The organism is Streptococcus oralis, assembly GCF_022749195.1.
Taxonomy (GTDB): Bacteria; Bacillota; Bacilli; order Lactobacillales; family Streptococcaceae; genus Streptococcus; species Streptococcus oralis_CI.
In genome coordinates this window covers 1,163,722-1,177,723 of sequence record NZ_CP094226.1, presented here as the reverse complement: position 1 = coordinate 1,177,723, position 14,002 = coordinate 1,163,722, and the positions used below count along the sequence as shown (strand labels likewise).

The 14,002-nt window shown below is 41.6% G+C and carries 17 protein-coding genes, 1 pseudogene, 1 CRISPR repeat array and 1 other annotated feature (1 of these 20 cut by a window edge); of the genes and pseudogenes, 13 read left to right on the top strand and 5 right to left on the bottom strand.

Going from position 1 to position 14,002, the window contains the following annotated elements; all coding sequences use genetic code 11:
* Positions 1-733: a CRISPR direct-repeat array (repeat unit 36 nt; unit sequence GTTTTTGTACTCTCAAGATTTAAGTAACTGTACAAC); it reaches 28 nt to the left of the window's first position.
* Positions 734-853: 120 nt separating this feature from the next.
* From MP387_RS05750 to MP387_RS05740, 3 genes are read left to right on the top strand one after another with little or no spacing between them, the layout of a single operon-like run.
* Positions 854-1,183 carry a 50S ribosomal protein L7/L12 gene (locus MP387_RS05750; protein ID WP_423218894.1) on the top strand — a complete coding sequence of 110 codons (330 nt, stop codon included), beginning with the start codon at positions 854-856 and terminating at the stop codon, positions 1,181-1,183.
* A 56-nt stretch (positions 1,184-1,239) separates the two neighbouring features.
* On the top strand, positions 1,240-1,734 hold the full coding sequence (locus tag MP387_RS05745) for an Imm6 family immunity protein (protein WP_242745695.1): 495 nt from the start codon (positions 1,240-1,242) through the stop codon (positions 1,732-1,734).
* Between the two features lie 33 nt (positions 1,735-1,767).
* Positions 1,768-2,241, top strand: coding sequence for an Imm6 family immunity protein (locus MP387_RS05740; protein WP_242745693.1), 474 nt, complete (start codon positions 1,768-1,770; stop codon positions 2,239-2,241).
* 91 nt (positions 2,242-2,332) lie between these two features.
* Here the strand turns inward: MP387_RS05740 and yidA are convergent, their stop codons facing one another.
* Together yidA and MP387_RS05730 are read right to left on the bottom strand one after the other, a co-directional pair.
* Positions 2,333-3,139 (bottom strand): sugar-phosphatase, encoded by an 807-nt coding sequence (gene yidA, locus MP387_RS05735; protein ID WP_242745691.1) that lies wholly within the window; start codon positions 3,137-3,139, stop codon positions 2,333-2,335.
* Positions 3,140-3,148: 9 nt separating this feature from the next.
* Positions 3,149-4,456 carry an HD domain-containing protein gene (locus MP387_RS05730; protein WP_242745689.1) on the bottom strand — a complete coding sequence of 436 codons (1,308 nt, stop codon included), beginning with the start codon at positions 4,454-4,456 and terminating at the stop codon, positions 3,149-3,151.
* A 71-nt stretch (positions 4,457-4,527) separates the two neighbouring features.
* On the opposite strand from MP387_RS05730, the gene MP387_RS05725 reads away from it, so the two are divergent.
* On the top strand, positions 4,528-4,905 hold the full coding sequence (locus MP387_RS05725) for a YwiB family protein (RefSeq protein WP_242745688.1): 378 nt from the start codon (positions 4,528-4,530) through the stop codon (positions 4,903-4,905).
* Positions 4,906-4,928: 23 nt separating this feature from the next.
* On the opposite strand, the gene MP387_RS05720 is transcribed toward MP387_RS05725, so the two are convergent.
* Together MP387_RS05720 and MP387_RS05715 are read right to left on the bottom strand one after the other, a co-directional pair.
* Positions 4,929-6,011 carry a DEAD/DEAH box helicase gene (locus MP387_RS05720; RefSeq protein WP_242745680.1) on the bottom strand — a complete coding sequence of 361 codons (1,083 nt, stop codon included), beginning with the start codon at positions 6,009-6,011 and terminating at the stop codon, positions 4,929-4,931.
* Entirely contained in the window at positions 6,008-6,985 is a 978-nt protein-coding gene (locus tag MP387_RS05715) for a Gfo/Idh/MocA family protein (protein ID WP_242745678.1), read from the bottom strand. Before MP387_RS05715 ends, MP387_RS05720 begins: the two co-directional genes overlap by 4 nt.
* A gap of 155 nt (positions 6,986-7,140) precedes the next feature.
* On the opposite strand from MP387_RS05715, the gene MP387_RS05710 reads away from it, so the two are divergent.
* The 4 genes from MP387_RS05710 to rpmA all read left to right on the top strand — a co-directional run bounded on the left by MP387_RS05710 (position 7,141) and on the right by rpmA (position 9,031).
* Entirely contained in the window at positions 7,141-7,827 is a 687-nt protein-coding gene (locus MP387_RS05710; RefSeq protein ID WP_242745676.1) for a YoaK family protein, read from the top strand.
* A 64-nt stretch (positions 7,828-7,891) separates the two neighbouring features.
* Positions 7,892-8,012: a sequence feature (ribosomal protein L21 leader region), on the top strand.
* 34 nt (positions 8,013-8,046) lie between these two features.
* Complete coding sequence (gene rplU, locus MP387_RS05705) at positions 8,047-8,361, top strand: 50S ribosomal protein L21 (RefSeq protein WP_000109141.1); 315 nt, start codon at positions 8,047-8,049, stop codon at positions 8,359-8,361.
* Positions 8,362-8,376: 15 nt separating this feature from the next.
* Positions 8,377-8,721, top strand: a complete 345-nt coding sequence (locus tag MP387_RS05700; protein ID WP_000613705.1) for a ribosomal-processing cysteine protease Prp — start codon at positions 8,377-8,379, stop codon at positions 8,719-8,721.
* Between the two features lie 16 nt (positions 8,722-8,737).
* Complete coding sequence (gene rpmA / locus MP387_RS05695) at positions 8,738-9,031, top strand: 50S ribosomal protein L27 (RefSeq protein WP_000916509.1); 294 nt, start codon at positions 8,738-8,740, stop codon at positions 9,029-9,031.
* 166 nt (positions 9,032-9,197) lie between these two features.
* Here the strand turns inward: rpmA and MP387_RS05690 are convergent.
* Positions 9,198-9,272 (bottom strand): annotated as a pseudogene (locus MP387_RS05690) (AraC family transcriptional regulator); the annotation flags it as partial.
* On the opposite strand from MP387_RS05690, the gene MP387_RS05685 reads away from it, so the two are divergent.
* The 5 genes from MP387_RS05685 (at position 9,265) to MP387_RS05665 (ending at position 14,002) form a co-directional block, all read left to right on the top strand.
* A complete protein-coding gene (locus tag MP387_RS05685; protein ID WP_001025717.1) occupies positions 9,265-10,173 on the top strand; it encodes a LysR family transcriptional regulator in 909 nt (302 codons plus the stop codon). The pseudogene MP387_RS05690 and the gene MP387_RS05685 sit on opposite strands and share 8 nt — an antisense overlap.
* Entirely contained in the window at positions 10,170-10,637 is a 468-nt protein-coding gene (gene lspA, locus MP387_RS05680; RefSeq protein ID WP_242745675.1) for a signal peptidase II, read from the top strand. Before MP387_RS05685 ends, lspA begins: the two co-directional genes overlap by 4 nt.
* A complete protein-coding gene (locus MP387_RS05675) occupies positions 10,621-11,520 on the top strand; it encodes an RluA family pseudouridine synthase (protein WP_242745673.1) in 900 nt (299 codons plus the stop codon). The genes lspA and MP387_RS05675 overlap by 17 nt, the downstream gene beginning before the upstream one ends.
* A 100-nt stretch (positions 11,521-11,620) precedes the next feature.
* A complete protein-coding gene (gene proB, locus MP387_RS05670) occupies positions 11,621-12,730 on the top strand; it encodes a glutamate 5-kinase (RefSeq protein ID WP_242745671.1) in 1,110 nt (369 codons plus the stop codon).
* 9 nt (positions 12,731-12,739) lie between these two features.
* Complete coding sequence (locus MP387_RS05665; RefSeq protein ID WP_242745669.1) at positions 12,740-14,002, top strand: glutamate-5-semialdehyde dehydrogenase; 1,263 nt, start codon at positions 12,740-12,742, stop codon at positions 14,000-14,002.

Below are 14,002 nucleotides of genomic sequence, written 5' to 3'. Positions count from 1 at the left end.
TGTACAACATGCAAAATGGCGCGAGGGCCACGAGGTCGGTTTTTGTACTCTCAAGATTTAAGTAACTGTACAACTTTGTGTAAGTTCCTTTAGCTGTTCCATAGTTTTTGTACTCTCAAGATTTAAGTAACTGTACAACATCTTAAATTTGATATTCTGTTTGCACGTTGTTTTTGTACTCTCAAGATTTAAGTAACTGTACAACCGGAAAAACTTGTAGAACGCTTCGAAAATGGTTTTTGTACTCTCAAGATTTAAGTAACTGTACAACTACATATCACCATCCCAATCCCAACCGCCAGTTTTTGTACTCTCAAGATTTAAGTAACTGTACAACGTCGAAAAGACTAAAGCATTTAAACCGGATGTTTTTGTACTCTCAAGATTTAAGTAACTGTACAACTCTGAGCCAGTACAATATCACGCTAGCTTGGTTTTTGTACTCTCAAGATTTAAGTAACTGTACAACGGTACTATGTAGACAATATGGTCTATATCGGTTTTTGTACTCTCAAGATTTAAGTAACTGTACAACTCTCCCGACCTAACTCAGAATTTATGAATTGTTTTTGTACTCTCAAGATTTAAGTAACTGTACAACCATTTGACGCAAGCGGAACAGCATCGGCTAGTTTTTGTACTCTCAAGATTTAAGTAACTGTACAACCACCTGTACGCTATATCACAAGTAAGAATAGTTTTTGTACTCTCAAGGTTTAAGTAACTGTACAACGGGCTGAATTAGATCTAACTCTGCAATCGGAACGGAAACGCCCTCTTTAGTTTCTTAAGAATCAGCTCACCTGTATGGTATAATGTCATATAGTAGCGACCAGAGAGGAAGGGAGCGGAAATGATGCTAGCTATTTGTATTGATTCTATAGATGACAAGACAGGGACCTATAAGTTGTTAAGAAACCATTCATCCTTGCCTTTTTCTTTAATCCAATCCAGAATCAAAGATCATGACACGGTGATAGAAGTAGACATGTTAGATTTGGATGAATTGAAAAAGGTTAGAGAACTCATCCGTGAGTTGAGTGCTATTGGGACCAAGGTTACGATGAGGGATTCGACTGGTATTATCACCTTAGAAATAGTAAATAATCTTATTTCTACTTTTGAAGAGATTGCGGCAGAGAGAGAAGAACTGGATGCTCTGATGTTTGAAGAGGAAGAGTGATGGCCACGTTTTTCAGTGGATCACCAAGTTAGTTTTTAGTAATAAAAGGAAAATCAATGAAAGATAATAAAAATTTGTTGCTCTTTCTACAGGAGTTGATATACGGTCTTGTAGATTTTATCAGTGAGAAAGAATATAAGGAGTTTGTCCTTGATTCCTTAAAACTTTCAAAACAGGAGCTTGATAAAGAGAGTGGGTTTTGTCCATATGATTTATACAATCGATTGGAAAATATGGATGAGCAGGATATCTTGACATTTCAGATGCTAGATAAGAAAACTAATCCACTAGTTTGGAACTGTATCGCTAATTTCTTTGTCCTGATTTGTCATTATTCTTATATGGCTTCGGAGGAAGTCTACCTGCCACAAACGATTGAAAGTGTCGACGAGGACACACTGGCTGCTCTTGCCTTAAGTTACAAACAAATCCTATCTGAAAATAGGGAACTCATTTCACAAATATCTGAAACTGAAATAGAAGGATATTTAAAGGACGAACTCGTTAAAAACTACTTTGGTCCACTATTTTTATCAGATGAGAATAGATAGGCTATTTCGTTCAAGTATAGATTAGGAGAGGATATGCAGACTAGTTATTTTATGTTGATTTTTACTGAGGCAATTGCGAATCGTATGGAAACGCAATATATTTCACACATTCGAACCGCCTTGGATGCATGTTGGAATTTTTTGGAGAATAGAGATAAAAGGGGAGAGGAACTTTATCGTTTATTAGATGATGGGACAGACTTCAGTGGAATTTTTATCTACATGCAACTGGATGAAAATGAAGCGAATACTCTTTTGTGGGACAACATCAGTTATGCAATAGGTGTAACTGCAAAAGAAGCTTTTGAGTTTGAAAACAAGAAGGAGCTTCCTTCTCCCCTAGAGAACATTGAACCAGGTCTGCTTGATGACTTTATTGAAAATTTAAAAGAAATCAGCATGAATCTTTATCATCACGTTGAAGCAGTTAAACTTTTTATAAAAAGAAATCCATATCCATCAAGAAAGTCTGCTTTAAAAGAACTAGATAAGATGAGCATACTCTGATGATTTGGTGAAAATTTAAAAAGAACACCCCATAAGTTAGAATTTTATCTCTAATTTATGGGGTGTAGTTCATTTTTTAAGCTTAAGCATTTTACAACACCCATGTACGTATAGCATGGGCAACGCCAGATTCGTCATTTGTTTTGGTGATGTATTTGGCGATTTTTTTGAGCTCTGGATTTCCATTTTCCATAACAACGGGATTACCCACGACTTCCAGCATGGCGCGATCATTTTCTTCGTCCCCGATCGCCATGGTTTCATATTTGGTCAATCCTAGTTTTTCAGCTAAGTGGGTAATAGCTGAACCCTTGTCTACATTCTTTTTAAGGAGTTCTAGGTAGAAAGGAGCAGATTTGTTGATAGAGTAGCGTTCGTAAAATTCTGCTGGAATTTTTTCAATCGCAGCATCGAGAATTTCTGGTTCGTCGATGAACATACATTTGACGATTTCCTTGCCAGCCATTTCTTCAGGAGTACGGTAGAAGATGGGCATGCTGACGAGGGTTGATTCGTGCACCGTGTATTTTCCGATATTGCGATTGGCAGTGTAGATACCATCCTTGGTAATAGCATGCATGTGGACACCGAGCTTGCGACTGAGGAATTCCATATCCTGATAATCCTCATAGGTCAAGGATTCACTGATAATCTCATGTCCAGTCGCAGTTTCTTGGACAAGGGCACCGTTGAAGGTTACAACATAGTCCCCCTCGTCTCTCAACTTTAAGTCGTCCAGAAGTTTGGCAACACCTGCGATGGGACGACCCGTTGCAATCACGATTTTGACACCGGCTTGTTTGGCGTCTTGAATGGCAGAAAAGACTTCAGGAGAAATCTCCTTTTGGCTATTGACTAGGGTTCCGTCGATATCGACGGCGATTAGTTTAATACTCATATAGTTCCTCTATTCGTTCTTATTTGGGGTAAAATGATCATTCTCAATCAAGTTTAAAAATTGCTGGGTGATACTTGCGAAGATGCTGTTTTGATCTAACATTTCTTTTGGGAAATAGAAACGATTATCTCCGTGGCGACTGCCAGCAAGGGATTGGACGATAGGGGACAGGCTAGAGAGTTCTGCCAGTTCTCCATTTTTTTGTAAAATTTCAATCTGTGTCCGTGGATTTTCAGATTCGGGACGATAGATATCATAAGGGAGGTCAAAGTTCTTATGAATGGCTGTATAGTAGTCGGGATCAAAACCGATTTCTTCAACCAGTTGTCTCATGGTTGCGAGTTGGTCTTGATCTTCTTGAGAAAAAGTAATGGATTTAAAGACCTTGCGGTTGACAAAACGTTGCGACAAGTCGGCTAGTATCTTGTCAGGACTGGTCATCCAGAGTTGGAAGTAGGTATTCATCACGCCATCATCCAGAGCCAGATAGTCAGATAGAGTAACTTTCTTTTCAAAAAAAGGTAGCAAATGAGGAGAAGTGCGTGCAAAGAAATCTTTGTCTTCAGGATAGAGTTCCTTAGCGCGTTTGAGGAGATTCTGTAGAAGAACCTCCATGGCGCGTGTTGCTGGGTGGAAATAAACCTGCATATACATCTGGTAGCGACTGAGGACATAGTCTTCGATGGCGTGCATGCCATTGCGCTGAAAGGCGATACCATTTTCAACAGGACGAATCACTCGGAGGATACGAGTTAGGTCAAATTCCCCATAAGATGCTCCTGTAAAATAGGAGTCGCGCAAGAGATAGTCCATACGGTCCGCATCAATCTGACTGGAAATGAGCTGTACGACCTGCTTGTTAGGATAGGTGTGGTCAATGACACTGGCTACCTTTTCCGGAAAATCGGGTGCCACTTGTAGCAGAACTTGGTGAATCTCTGTCTCAGGACTTTGGATGATTTCCTGGGTAATGGCCTCATGATCTGTATCAAAGAGATGTTCAAAAGTATGAGAGTAGGCACCATGCCCGAGGTCATGAAGGAGCGCAGCAGTCATGGTCAAAAGAGACTCAGCAGGATCCCATTCTTCAGGATATTTTTCTTCAAAAATCTCCGTGATACGACGAGCAATCTCATAGACTCCTAGACAGTGGGAAAAGCGACTGTGCTCCCCACCATGGAAAGTATAGCTGGAAGTTCCTAGCTGTTTGATACGGCGCAGACGTTGAAATTCCTTTGTATTGATCAAGTCATAGATGACCTGATTATTGACATGGATATAGTTGTGAACTGGGTCACGGAATACTTTTTCGTTCATATGACCATTATAGCAAAATCCTGCTCTTTTTGGTAAAATAGTAGGACAAGAGACAAGAAAGAGGATTTGATGTGAAGATTCGGATGCGAAATAGGATTCAGTTTGATGAACAGTTGGAAGTCGTTGACCAACTCTATGACGTGGAAGTGCATAAAAAGGGCGATTATAGCTATCTGCTTTTCTACAATGAGGAAAAGGAAAAAGTGGTCATTAAATTCCATGGTCAAGAACTAGTGATGACCCGTTTTTCCAATCCGAAGACCATTATGCGTTTTCTCAAGGATAGTGATAGTTTAGCCTATATTCCGACTCCAATGGGGATGCAGGAGTTTATCATTCAAACGAGTCACTACAAACTGGATGGGCAAAAGATTGAGCTAGCCTATCAACTGCAAAATCAAGAGGGCCACCCCTTTGCCAGCTATCAATTAGAAATTACTTGGGGATAAGAAAAGGTTGGCAAGAGCCAACCTTATTTGATATAGAGTTCTTGATTTTTTAGGACAATTTCACGAACACTTGCGAATTTCTTGAGTTTTTTCAGTTCTTCAGGATGGGTTACCAGAGTGATAACATAGCCCTCTTTGCCCATGCGACCTGTACGGCCAGCACGGTGAGTGTAGGTTTCGATATCTCTAGGGACGTCGAAGTTTACGACACATTCTAGGCTATCGATATCAATTCCACGAGCCAAAAGATCAGTTGCAAGGAGCAGGGTTAGTTGCTTATCTTTAAACTTTTCTAAGATGACTTTTCGAAATTTAACATTGACATCGCTAGCGAGTGAAACAGCCAAGATATCGCGATACTGTAATTTTTCTTCTGCACTTCCAAGATCTGATAGGCTATTAAAGAAGACTAGTCCGCGGAAATCCTCTACATGAGCCAGTTTTCGTAGCATATCCACTCGGTGACGTTGGTCTACCTGCATGTAGAAATGTTGAATGTTGTCCAGTTTTTGATCAGAGAGATCAATGGTACGTGTGTTTGGTGCAATCTTCTCTTGATTAAACTTGGTCGTCGCACTCATATAGATGAGTTGGTGGTCACGAGGTGCGTAGTGGGTTATTTTCTCGACAAAGTGAATTTGAGAATCATCGAGCAATTGGTCAAATTCATCCAGGATGATGGCTTCCACATTCATCATCTTGATTTTTTTCAATTTAATCAGCTCAAAGATACGGCCAGGAGTTCCAATCAGAATTTCTGGTCCTTTTTTGAGGCGTTCAATCTGGCGTTTTTGACTGGAACCTGATAAGAAGAGCTGAGCAGTCAAACCGATGGCTTCTGCCCACGTTTTACACACGTCAAAAATCTGTCCAGCTAGTTCTGTATTTGGTGCTAGAATCAAGAGTTGCTGGGCTTTTTTCTTTTGTAGTTTGAGAAGACTTGGGAGTAAATAAGCTAGGGTCTTGCCAGTTCCTGTTGGGCTCACTCCTAGGAGGTTTTCTCCAGCAAGTATAGGCTCAAATAGTTGAGTTTGAATGGGGGTGAATTCTTGGAAACTGAGCTGATCGCTCAGTTCCTGCCATTCAGTCGGTAGTTTGGTTTTCATTTTTCTGCCTCAAATCTAATGCCAGCAGTCTGGCGCATGGTATATAATAGGTCATGAACAGAACCTGCATCATCCAGCCAGTTCTGGTAAAGCGTCTGGTCTGGTTGCTTGATCATGTGTGCAAATGCAGCAACTTCCTCAGTCATCGTATGAGGAGCTTGTTGGATAGGGAGTTGAACTTGATTTCCTTGGTGGTGGCTAAAAATAGCTGAGCGGACATGTTCAATCGTGTTAAGGGTCAAGGTTCCATCTGCTGTGTAAATCTCACAAGGAAGATTGGAAGTGATGTTTTTCCCAGCCTTGATATGAACTTGAAAGTTAGGGTAGAAGAGGATACCATCTCCATTTAGGTCAATGCTATTGTTAAGCTGTTTAGCCTGATAAGTCGCGTCCTGAGCCTTTCCAAAGAGGCGAATAGCAGCATAGAGAGGATAAATCCCCAAATCCATAAGGGCTCCACCAGCAAAACGATCTGAAAAGACATTTGGCGTCTGTCCAGCCAATAAGTCAGGCATCTTGGAAGAATACTTGGCATAGTTGAAATCTGCTCCCCAAATTTGCTTGTCTGCCAAAAAATTCTTGATAGTGGTAAAGGCTTCCTCGTGGTAATTACGAGCTGCCTCAAAGATAAAACAGTGATTTTTCTCAGCTGTCAGCCTCAAATTCAGCCATTCTTGTGGCTGAGTGACAGCTGGTTTTTCAAGAATGACGTGCTTACCAGCAGATAAGGCAGCCTTGGCTTGAACAAAATGCAAGGAGTTTGGACTGGCGATATAGACCACACCAAAGGAAGACTTAAAGAAGTCTTCTAATTGATCAAAGAGTTGGATATTTTCATAGCGAGAAGCAAAGGTTGCGGCAGTTTTTAGTTTTCTAGAATAGACTGCAACCAGCTGGTATTCTCCGCTAGCATGGGCTGCTTCTATGAAATGATGGCTGATAGCGCCTGTTCCGATAACACCTAATTTAAGCATAAATACTCCTTTTCCGACTTCAAATCCTTCCTTCATTATAACATAGAAAAGAAGGACTATCCAACAGATGGTAAAAATTTTCAAATGGGCTACGAATTTCTTGGAGAAAGTGGTACAATATTTAGATAAGTAGATGAAATGAGAAGGGGGAGAAAATGAGATTATTACCAATAAGGAAAATATCACGTCAGTCTAAGCGACTAGCGCTTTTTTTGACTTTTTGTGCAGGATATGTCGATGCTTATACTTTTATAGTGCGAGGGAATACCCTTGTCGCTGGACAGACTGGGAATGTGGTTTTTCTTTCTGTAGGACTCATTCAACAAAATGTATCGGATACTAGTGCTAAAGTAATGACCTTGCTTTTCTTTATGATGGGTGTCTTTTTTCTGACATTGTATAAGGAAAAACTACGAATTGTTAAAAAGCCGATTTTGTCCTTGATTCCTCTTGCAGTCCTGTCCCTAATTATAGGCTTTGTGCCGCAAACGGTTGATAATATCTATCTCGTACCGCCCTTGGCCTTTTGTATGGGTCTGGTGACAACTGCTTTTGGAGAAGTGTCAGGTATTGCCTATAATAATGCTTTTATGACAGGGAATATCAAACGTACTATGTTAGCTTTTGGAGATTATTTCCGGACCAAGCATACGCCTTTCCTACGAGAGGGCTTGATTTTTGTTAGCTTGCTTAGCAGTTTTGTTTTCGGAGTTGTTTTTTCAGCTTATTTGACGATTTATTATCAGGAGAAGACAATTCTAGGTGTTCCTCTTATGATGAGTATCTTTTACTTCAGTATGCTTTTTGCTTCTTGGAGAAAAAAAGGGAAAGAAAAAGCTTAAATTTGATTGATTTCGCTTGTAAGAAAAAAGAAGATATGCTATACTTGAAGAGTTGACTATGCACAATCCTGTGCAACCGCACGAACATCGTTTGCTCGTCGTATACAAAATTTAAACTTTGTTATACTTAGAGCTCTTCTTTTAAGTGGTTCGTCCCACGATGCTAGGCGAGTCTTCACAAAAATACGGGGAAACCCTAAAAATCATAGGAGGTGCATAATGAGCACATACGCAATTATCAAAACTGGCGGAAAACAAGTTAAAGTTGAAGTTGGTCAAGCAGTTTACGTTGAAAAATTGAACGTTGAAGCTGGTCAAGAAGTTACTTTTAACGAAGTTGTTCTTGTTGGTGGTGAAAACACTGTTGTCGGAACTCCACTTGTTGCTGGAGCTACTGTAGTTGGAACTGTTGAAAAACAAGGAAAACAAAAGAAAGTTGTTACTTACAAGTACAAACCTAAAAAAGGTAGCCACCGCAAACAAGGTCACCGTCAACCATATACAAAAGTTGTCATCAACGCGATCAACGCTTAATTTTAAGGAGAACACATGATACAAGCAGTCTTTGAGAGAGCCGAAGATGGCGAGCTGAGGAGTGCGGAAATTACTGGACACGCCGAAAGTGGCGAATACGGCTTAGATGTCGTGTGTGCATCGGTTTCTACGCTTGCCATTAACTTTGTCAATTCCATTGAGAAATTTGCAGGCTATGAACCAATCTTAGAATTAAACGAAGATGAAGGTGGCTATCTAAAGGTTGAAATACCAGCGGATCTTCCTTCGCACCAGAGAGAAATGACCCAGTTATTCTTCGAATCATTTTTCTTAGGTATGGCAAACTTATCGGAGAACTCATCTGAGTTCGTCCAAACCAGAGTTATCACAGAAAACTAACACGGAGGAAAACATTATGTTAAAAATGACTCTTAACAACTTGCAACTTTTCGCCCACAAAAAAGGTGGAGGTTCTACATCAAACGGACGTGATTCACAAGCGAAACGTCTTGGAGCTAAAGCAGCTGACGGACAAACTGTAACAGGTGGATCAATCCTTTACCGTCAACGTGGTACACACATCTACCCAGGTGTGAACGTTGGACGTGGTGGAGATGATACTTTGTTCGCTAAAGTTGAAGGCGTAGTACGCTTTGAACGTAAAGGACGCGATAAAAAACAAGTTTCTGTTTACCCAATCGCAAAATAAAAAGGTCCAGTGAACCTTTTTATCCCGAGCCTTGAAATGAAAAGGCGAGGAAGCTAGAAGTAGCATAAAATAAGGCTTTCCGAGTTTTCGGAGAGCCTATTTTTTTGTTTTGATACCCATTTTGAATTTAATAGAGAATAGTTAGATTTAAACTTGCGATGGGTACTTTTTTCTTTTTTGGAAAAATTCTGAAATATGGTATAATGAACAGATAGAGAAGTTGGGGGTAAAAGATGAACATTCAACAATTACGCTATGTTGTGGCCATTGCCAATAGTGGTACTTTCCGTGAAGCTGCTGAAAAGATGTATGTAAGCCAGCCAAGTCTGTCTATTTCTGTGCGCGATTTGGAAAAAGAGCTAGGCTTTAAGATTTTTCGTCGGACGAGTTCGGGAACGTTTTTGACCCGTCGTGGTATGGAATTTTATGAGAAAGCACAAGAGTTAGTCAAAGGCTTCGATGTTTTTCAAAATCAGTATGCCAATCCTGAGGAAGAAAAAGATGAATTTTCCATTGCCAGCCAGCACTATGACTTCTTGCCACCAACCATTACGGCCTTTTCAGAACGTTATCCTGATTATAAGAACTTTCGTATTTTTGAGTCTACTACAGTTCAGATATTAGACGAAGTAGCCCAAGGACATAGTGAGATTGGGATTATCTACCTCAACAACCAAAATAAAAAGGGCATCATGCAACGGGTTGAAAAGCTTGGTTTAGAAGTTATTGAACTAATTCCTTTCCAGACTCACATTTATCTTCGTGAAGGGCATCCTTTAGCACAGAAAGAGGAATTGGTCATGGAGGATTTAGCGGATTTACCAACGGTTCGTTTTACTCAAGAAAAGGACGAGTACCTTTACTATTCAGAGAACTTTGTCGACACCAGCGCGAGCTCCCAGATGTTCAATGTGACCGACCGTGCTACTTTGAATGGTATTTTGGAGCGAACGGATGCCTATGCGACTGGATCTGGATTTTTAGATAGTGACAGTGTTAATGGGATTACAGTCATTCGTCTCAAGGACAATCTAGATAACCGCATGGTCTATGTCAAACGGGAAGAAGTGGAGCTTAGCCAAGCTGGTACTCTTTTCGTAGAAGTCATGCAAGAATATTTTGATCAAAAGAGGAAATCATGAAAAAAAGAGGAATAGTAGCAGTCATTGTACTGCTTTTGATTGGGCTGGATCAGTTGGTTAAAAATTATGTTGTCCAGCAGATTCCACTGGGTGAAGTGCGTTCGTGGATACCTAATCTCGTTAGCTTGACCTATCTGCAAAATAGAGGAGCAGCCTTCTCCATGTTACAAGATCAGCAGTGGTTATTTGCTATCATTACACTGGTCGTCATGGTAGGAGCCATTTGGTATCTACATAAACACATGGAGGATTCTCTCTGGTTGGTTTTTGGACTGAGTTTGATAATCGCGGGAGGTCTGGGCAACTTTATCGACAGAATGAGTCAAGGTTTTGTGGTGGATATGTTTCACCTAGACTTTATCAACTTTGCGATTTTCAATGTTGCTGACAGCTATTTGACAGTTGGGGTGATTGTTTTATTGATTGCAATGCTTAAAGAGGAAGTAAATGGAAATAAAAATTGAAACTGGTGGGCAACGTCTAGACAAGTCTCTGTCAGATCTGACAGAATTGTCACGCAGTCTCGCGAATGAACAAATCAAGGCTGGACAAGTCTTGGTTAATGGGCAAGTCAAGAAAGCCAAATACACTGTCCAAGAGGGCGATGTGGTCACTTACCATGTGCCAGAACCGGAGGTTTTGGAGTATGTAGCTGAGAATCTTCCGCTAGAAATCATTTACCAAGATGAGGATGTGGCCGTTGTTAACAAACCTCAGGGAATGGTGGTGCATCCGAGTGCTGGTCATACTAGCGGAACCTTGGTCAATGCCCTCATGTACCATATCAAGGACTTGTCAGGTATCAATGGTGTTCTCCGGCCGGGTATCGTTCACCGCATTGACAAGGACACGTCGGGTCTCCTCATGATTGCTAAGAATGATGAGGCCCACTTAGCACTCGCGCAAGAACTCAAGGACAAGAAGTCTCTCCGTAAATACTGGGCAATTGTTCACGGTAATCTGCCAAATGATCGTGGTGTGATTGAAGCTCCGATTGGTCGTAGTGAAAAAGATCGTAAGAAACAGGCAGTGACTGCTAAAGGGAAGCCAGCAGTGACTCGTTTTCAAGTCTTGGAACGCTTTGGAGATTATAGTTTGCTAGAGTTGCAACTGGAAACAGGACGTACCCACCAAATCCGTGTTCATATGGCTTATATTGGCCATCCAGTCGCTGGTGATGAAGTCTATGGTCCTCGTAAGACACTGAAGGGACATGGGCAATTTCTCCATGCTAAGACTCTAGGCTTTACCCATCCGAGAACAGGTGAAACCTTGGAGTTCACAGCAGATATTCCAGAGATTTTTAAAGAAACGCTGGAAAGATTGCGAAAAAATGAGAATAGATAAAAGAGTTGAGATGCCTTGTCTCAACCTTTTTATTTCAAGTCTTTTCTATTTTAAAGCATTCATGTTATAATGGATAAATATGAAGAATCGGAGTGAGAATATGAAGTACAAACGAATCGTCTTTAAGGTGGGGACCTCCTCCTTGACAAATGAAGACGGGAGTTTATCAAGAAGTAAAGTAAAGGCAATTACCCAGCAATTGGCTATGCTGCATGAGGCTGGACATGAGTTGATTTTAGTGTCATCTGGGGCAGTAGCCGCTGGATTTGGAGCTTTGGGTTTTAAAAAACGTCCGACCAAGATTGCAGATAAACAAGCTTCGGCTGCAGTTGGTCAGGGACTTTTGTTGGAGGAATACACAACCAACCTCCTCATGCGCCAGATCGTTTCTGCGCAAATCTTACTGACACAGGACGACTTTGTGGATAAGCGCCGTTATAAAAATGCCCATCAGGCTTTGTTAGTTCTACTTAGCCGTGGTGCAATTCCCATCATAAATGAAAATGACAGTGTCGTCATTGACGAACTCAAGGTGGGTGATAATGACACTCTGAGTGCCCAGGTAGCGGCTATGGTGCAGGCAGACCTTTTGGTTCTCTTGACGGATGTGGACGGTCTCTATACTGGAAATCCCAACTCAGATCCAACAGCTAAACGTCTTGAGAAAATCGAGACTATCAATCGTGAGATTATTGATATGGCTGGTGGAGCAGGTTCGTCTAATGGTACTGGGGGGATGCTGACAAAAATCAAAGCTACAACTATTGCAACGGAGTCAGGTGTGCCAGTCTATATTTGCTCCTCCCTGAAATCGGATGCACTGATTGAGGCAGCTGAGGAGACCAAGGATGGTTCCTTCTTTGTTGCGCAAGAGAAGGGACTTCGTACCCAGAAACAATGGCTGGCATTCTATGCTCAAAGTCAGGGAACGATTTGGGTAGATGGTGGAGCTGCAGAGGCACTTTCAAAAAACGGGAAAAGTCTCCTTTTATCAGGCGTTGTAGAAGTGGAAGGAAGCTTCTCTTACCACGATATTGTAACAGTGGCTGATAAAGAAACAGGTCAATCTCTTGGAAAGGGACGTGTCCAATTTGGCGTCTCAGCTCTAGAAGATATGCTCCGTTCTCAAAAAGCTAAGGGAGTCTTGATTCACCGTGATGACTGGATTTCCATCACTCCTGAAATCCAGCTGCTCTTTACAGAATTTTAGAGGTGAACGATGGTAAGTACACAAGAACAATTTGAACAGGTACAGGCTGTTAAGAAATCAATCAATACTGCTAGTGAAGCAGTGAAAAACCAAGCCTTGCTAGCTATGGCTGATTACTTAGTGGCTGCTACTGAGGAGATTCTAGAGGCCAATGCCCTCGATATGGCAGCGGCCAAGGGGAAAATCTCAGATGTCATGCTAGACCGTCTTTATTTGGATGAGGGACGTATAGAAGCGATGGCAAGAGGGATTCGTGAAGTGGTTGCTTTACCAGATCCTATTGGTGAAGTCCTAGAAACAAGTCAGCTTGAAAATGGCTTGGTTATTACTAAGAAGCGTGTGGCCATGGGGGTTATTGGGATTATCTATGAAAGCCGTCCAAATGTGACGTCTGACGCGGCTGCCTTGGCTCTCAAGAGTGGAAATGCGGTCGTTCTTCGTAGTGGCAAGGATGCCTATCAAACAGCTCATGCTATTGTCACAGCCTTAAAGAAGGGCTTGGAGACAACGACCATTCATCCAGATGTGATTCAACTAGTGGAAGATACCAGTCGTGAAAGTAGCTATGCCATGATGAAGGCCAAGGGTTATCTAGACCTTCTCATACCTCGTGGAGGCGCTGGTTTGATCAATGCTGTGGTTGAAAATGCTATCGTGCCCGTTATCGAGACAGGAACTGGGATTGTCCATGTCTATGTGGATAAGGATGCAGATGAAGACAAGGCTCTATCTATCATCAACAATGCCAAAACCAGTCGTCCTTCTGTTTGTAATGCCATGGAGGTTTTGCTGATTCATGAAGACAAGGCAGCAAGCTTCCTTCCTCGTTTGGAACAAGTTCTGGTTACAAGTCGGAAAGAAGCTGGACTGGAACCAATTCAATTTCGTTTGGATAGCAAAGCAAGTCAGTTTGTTTCAGGTCGAGTAGCCGAGGCCCAAGACTTTGATACCGAGTTTTTAGACTATGTCTTAGCAGTTAAGGTTGTGAGTAGTTTAGAAGAAGCAGTTGAGCATATTGAAGCTCACAGTACCCATCATTCGGATGCCATTGTGACGGAAAATGCTGAAGCTGCAGCTTACTTTACAGATCAAGTGGACTCTGCCGCGGTTTATGTCAATGCCTCAACGCGTTTCACTGATGGTGGGCAATTTGGTCTTGGATGTGAGATGGGGATTTCTACTCAGAAACTGCATGCGCGTGGGCCTATGGGCTTGAAAGAGTTGACCAGCTACAAGTATGTGGTTACTGGTAACGGACAGATAAGGGAGTAA

Coding starts and splice junctions, on each gene's coding strand:
- proB (WP_242745671.1), top strand. CDS start 11,621: ATGAAGTACAAACGAATCGTCTTTAAGGTGGGGACCTCCTCCTTGACA.
- MP387_RS05710 (WP_242745676.1), top strand. CDS start 7,141: ATGAGATTATTACCAATAAGGAAAATATCACGTCAGTCTAAGCGACTA.
- MP387_RS05740 (WP_242745693.1), top strand. CDS start 1,768: ATGCAGACTAGTTATTTTATGTTGATTTTTACTGAGGCAATTGCGAAT.
- rpmA (WP_000916509.1), top strand. CDS start 8,738: ATGTTAAAAATGACTCTTAACAACTTGCAACTTTTCGCCCACAAAAAA.
- MP387_RS05685 (WP_001025717.1), top strand. CDS start 9,265: ATGAACATTCAACAATTACGCTATGTTGTGGCCATTGCCAATAGTGGT.
- lspA (WP_242745675.1), top strand. CDS start 10,170: ATGAAAAAAAGAGGAATAGTAGCAGTCATTGTACTGCTTTTGATTGGG.
- yidA (WP_242745691.1), bottom strand. CDS start 3,139: ATGAGTATTAAACTAATCGCCGTCGATATCGACGGAACCCTAGTCAAT.
- MP387_RS05715 (WP_242745678.1), bottom strand. CDS start 6,985: ATGCTTAAATTAGGTGTTATCGGAACAGGCGCTATCAGCCATCATTTC.
- MP387_RS05745 (WP_242745695.1), top strand. CDS start 1,240: ATGAAAGATAATAAAAATTTGTTGCTCTTTCTACAGGAGTTGATATAC.
- rplU (WP_000109141.1), top strand. CDS start 8,047: ATGAGCACATACGCAATTATCAAAACTGGCGGAAAACAAGTTAAAGTT.
- MP387_RS05720 (WP_242745680.1), bottom strand. CDS start 6,011: ATGAAAACCAAACTACCGACTGAATGGCAGGAACTGAGCGATCAGCTC.
- MP387_RS05665 (WP_242745669.1), top strand. CDS start 12,740: ATGGTAAGTACACAAGAACAATTTGAACAGGTACAGGCTGTTAAGAAA.
- MP387_RS05675 (WP_242745673.1), top strand. CDS start 10,621: ATGGAAATAAAAATTGAAACTGGTGGGCAACGTCTAGACAAGTCTCTG.
- MP387_RS05700 (WP_000613705.1), top strand. CDS start 8,377: ATGATACAAGCAGTCTTTGAGAGAGCCGAAGATGGCGAGCTGAGGAGT.
- MP387_RS05730 (WP_242745689.1), bottom strand. CDS start 4,456: ATGAACGAAAAAGTATTCCGTGACCCAGTTCACAACTATATCCATGTC.
- MP387_RS05750 (WP_423218894.1), top strand. CDS start 854: ATGATGCTAGCTATTTGTATTGATTCTATAGATGACAAGACAGGGACC.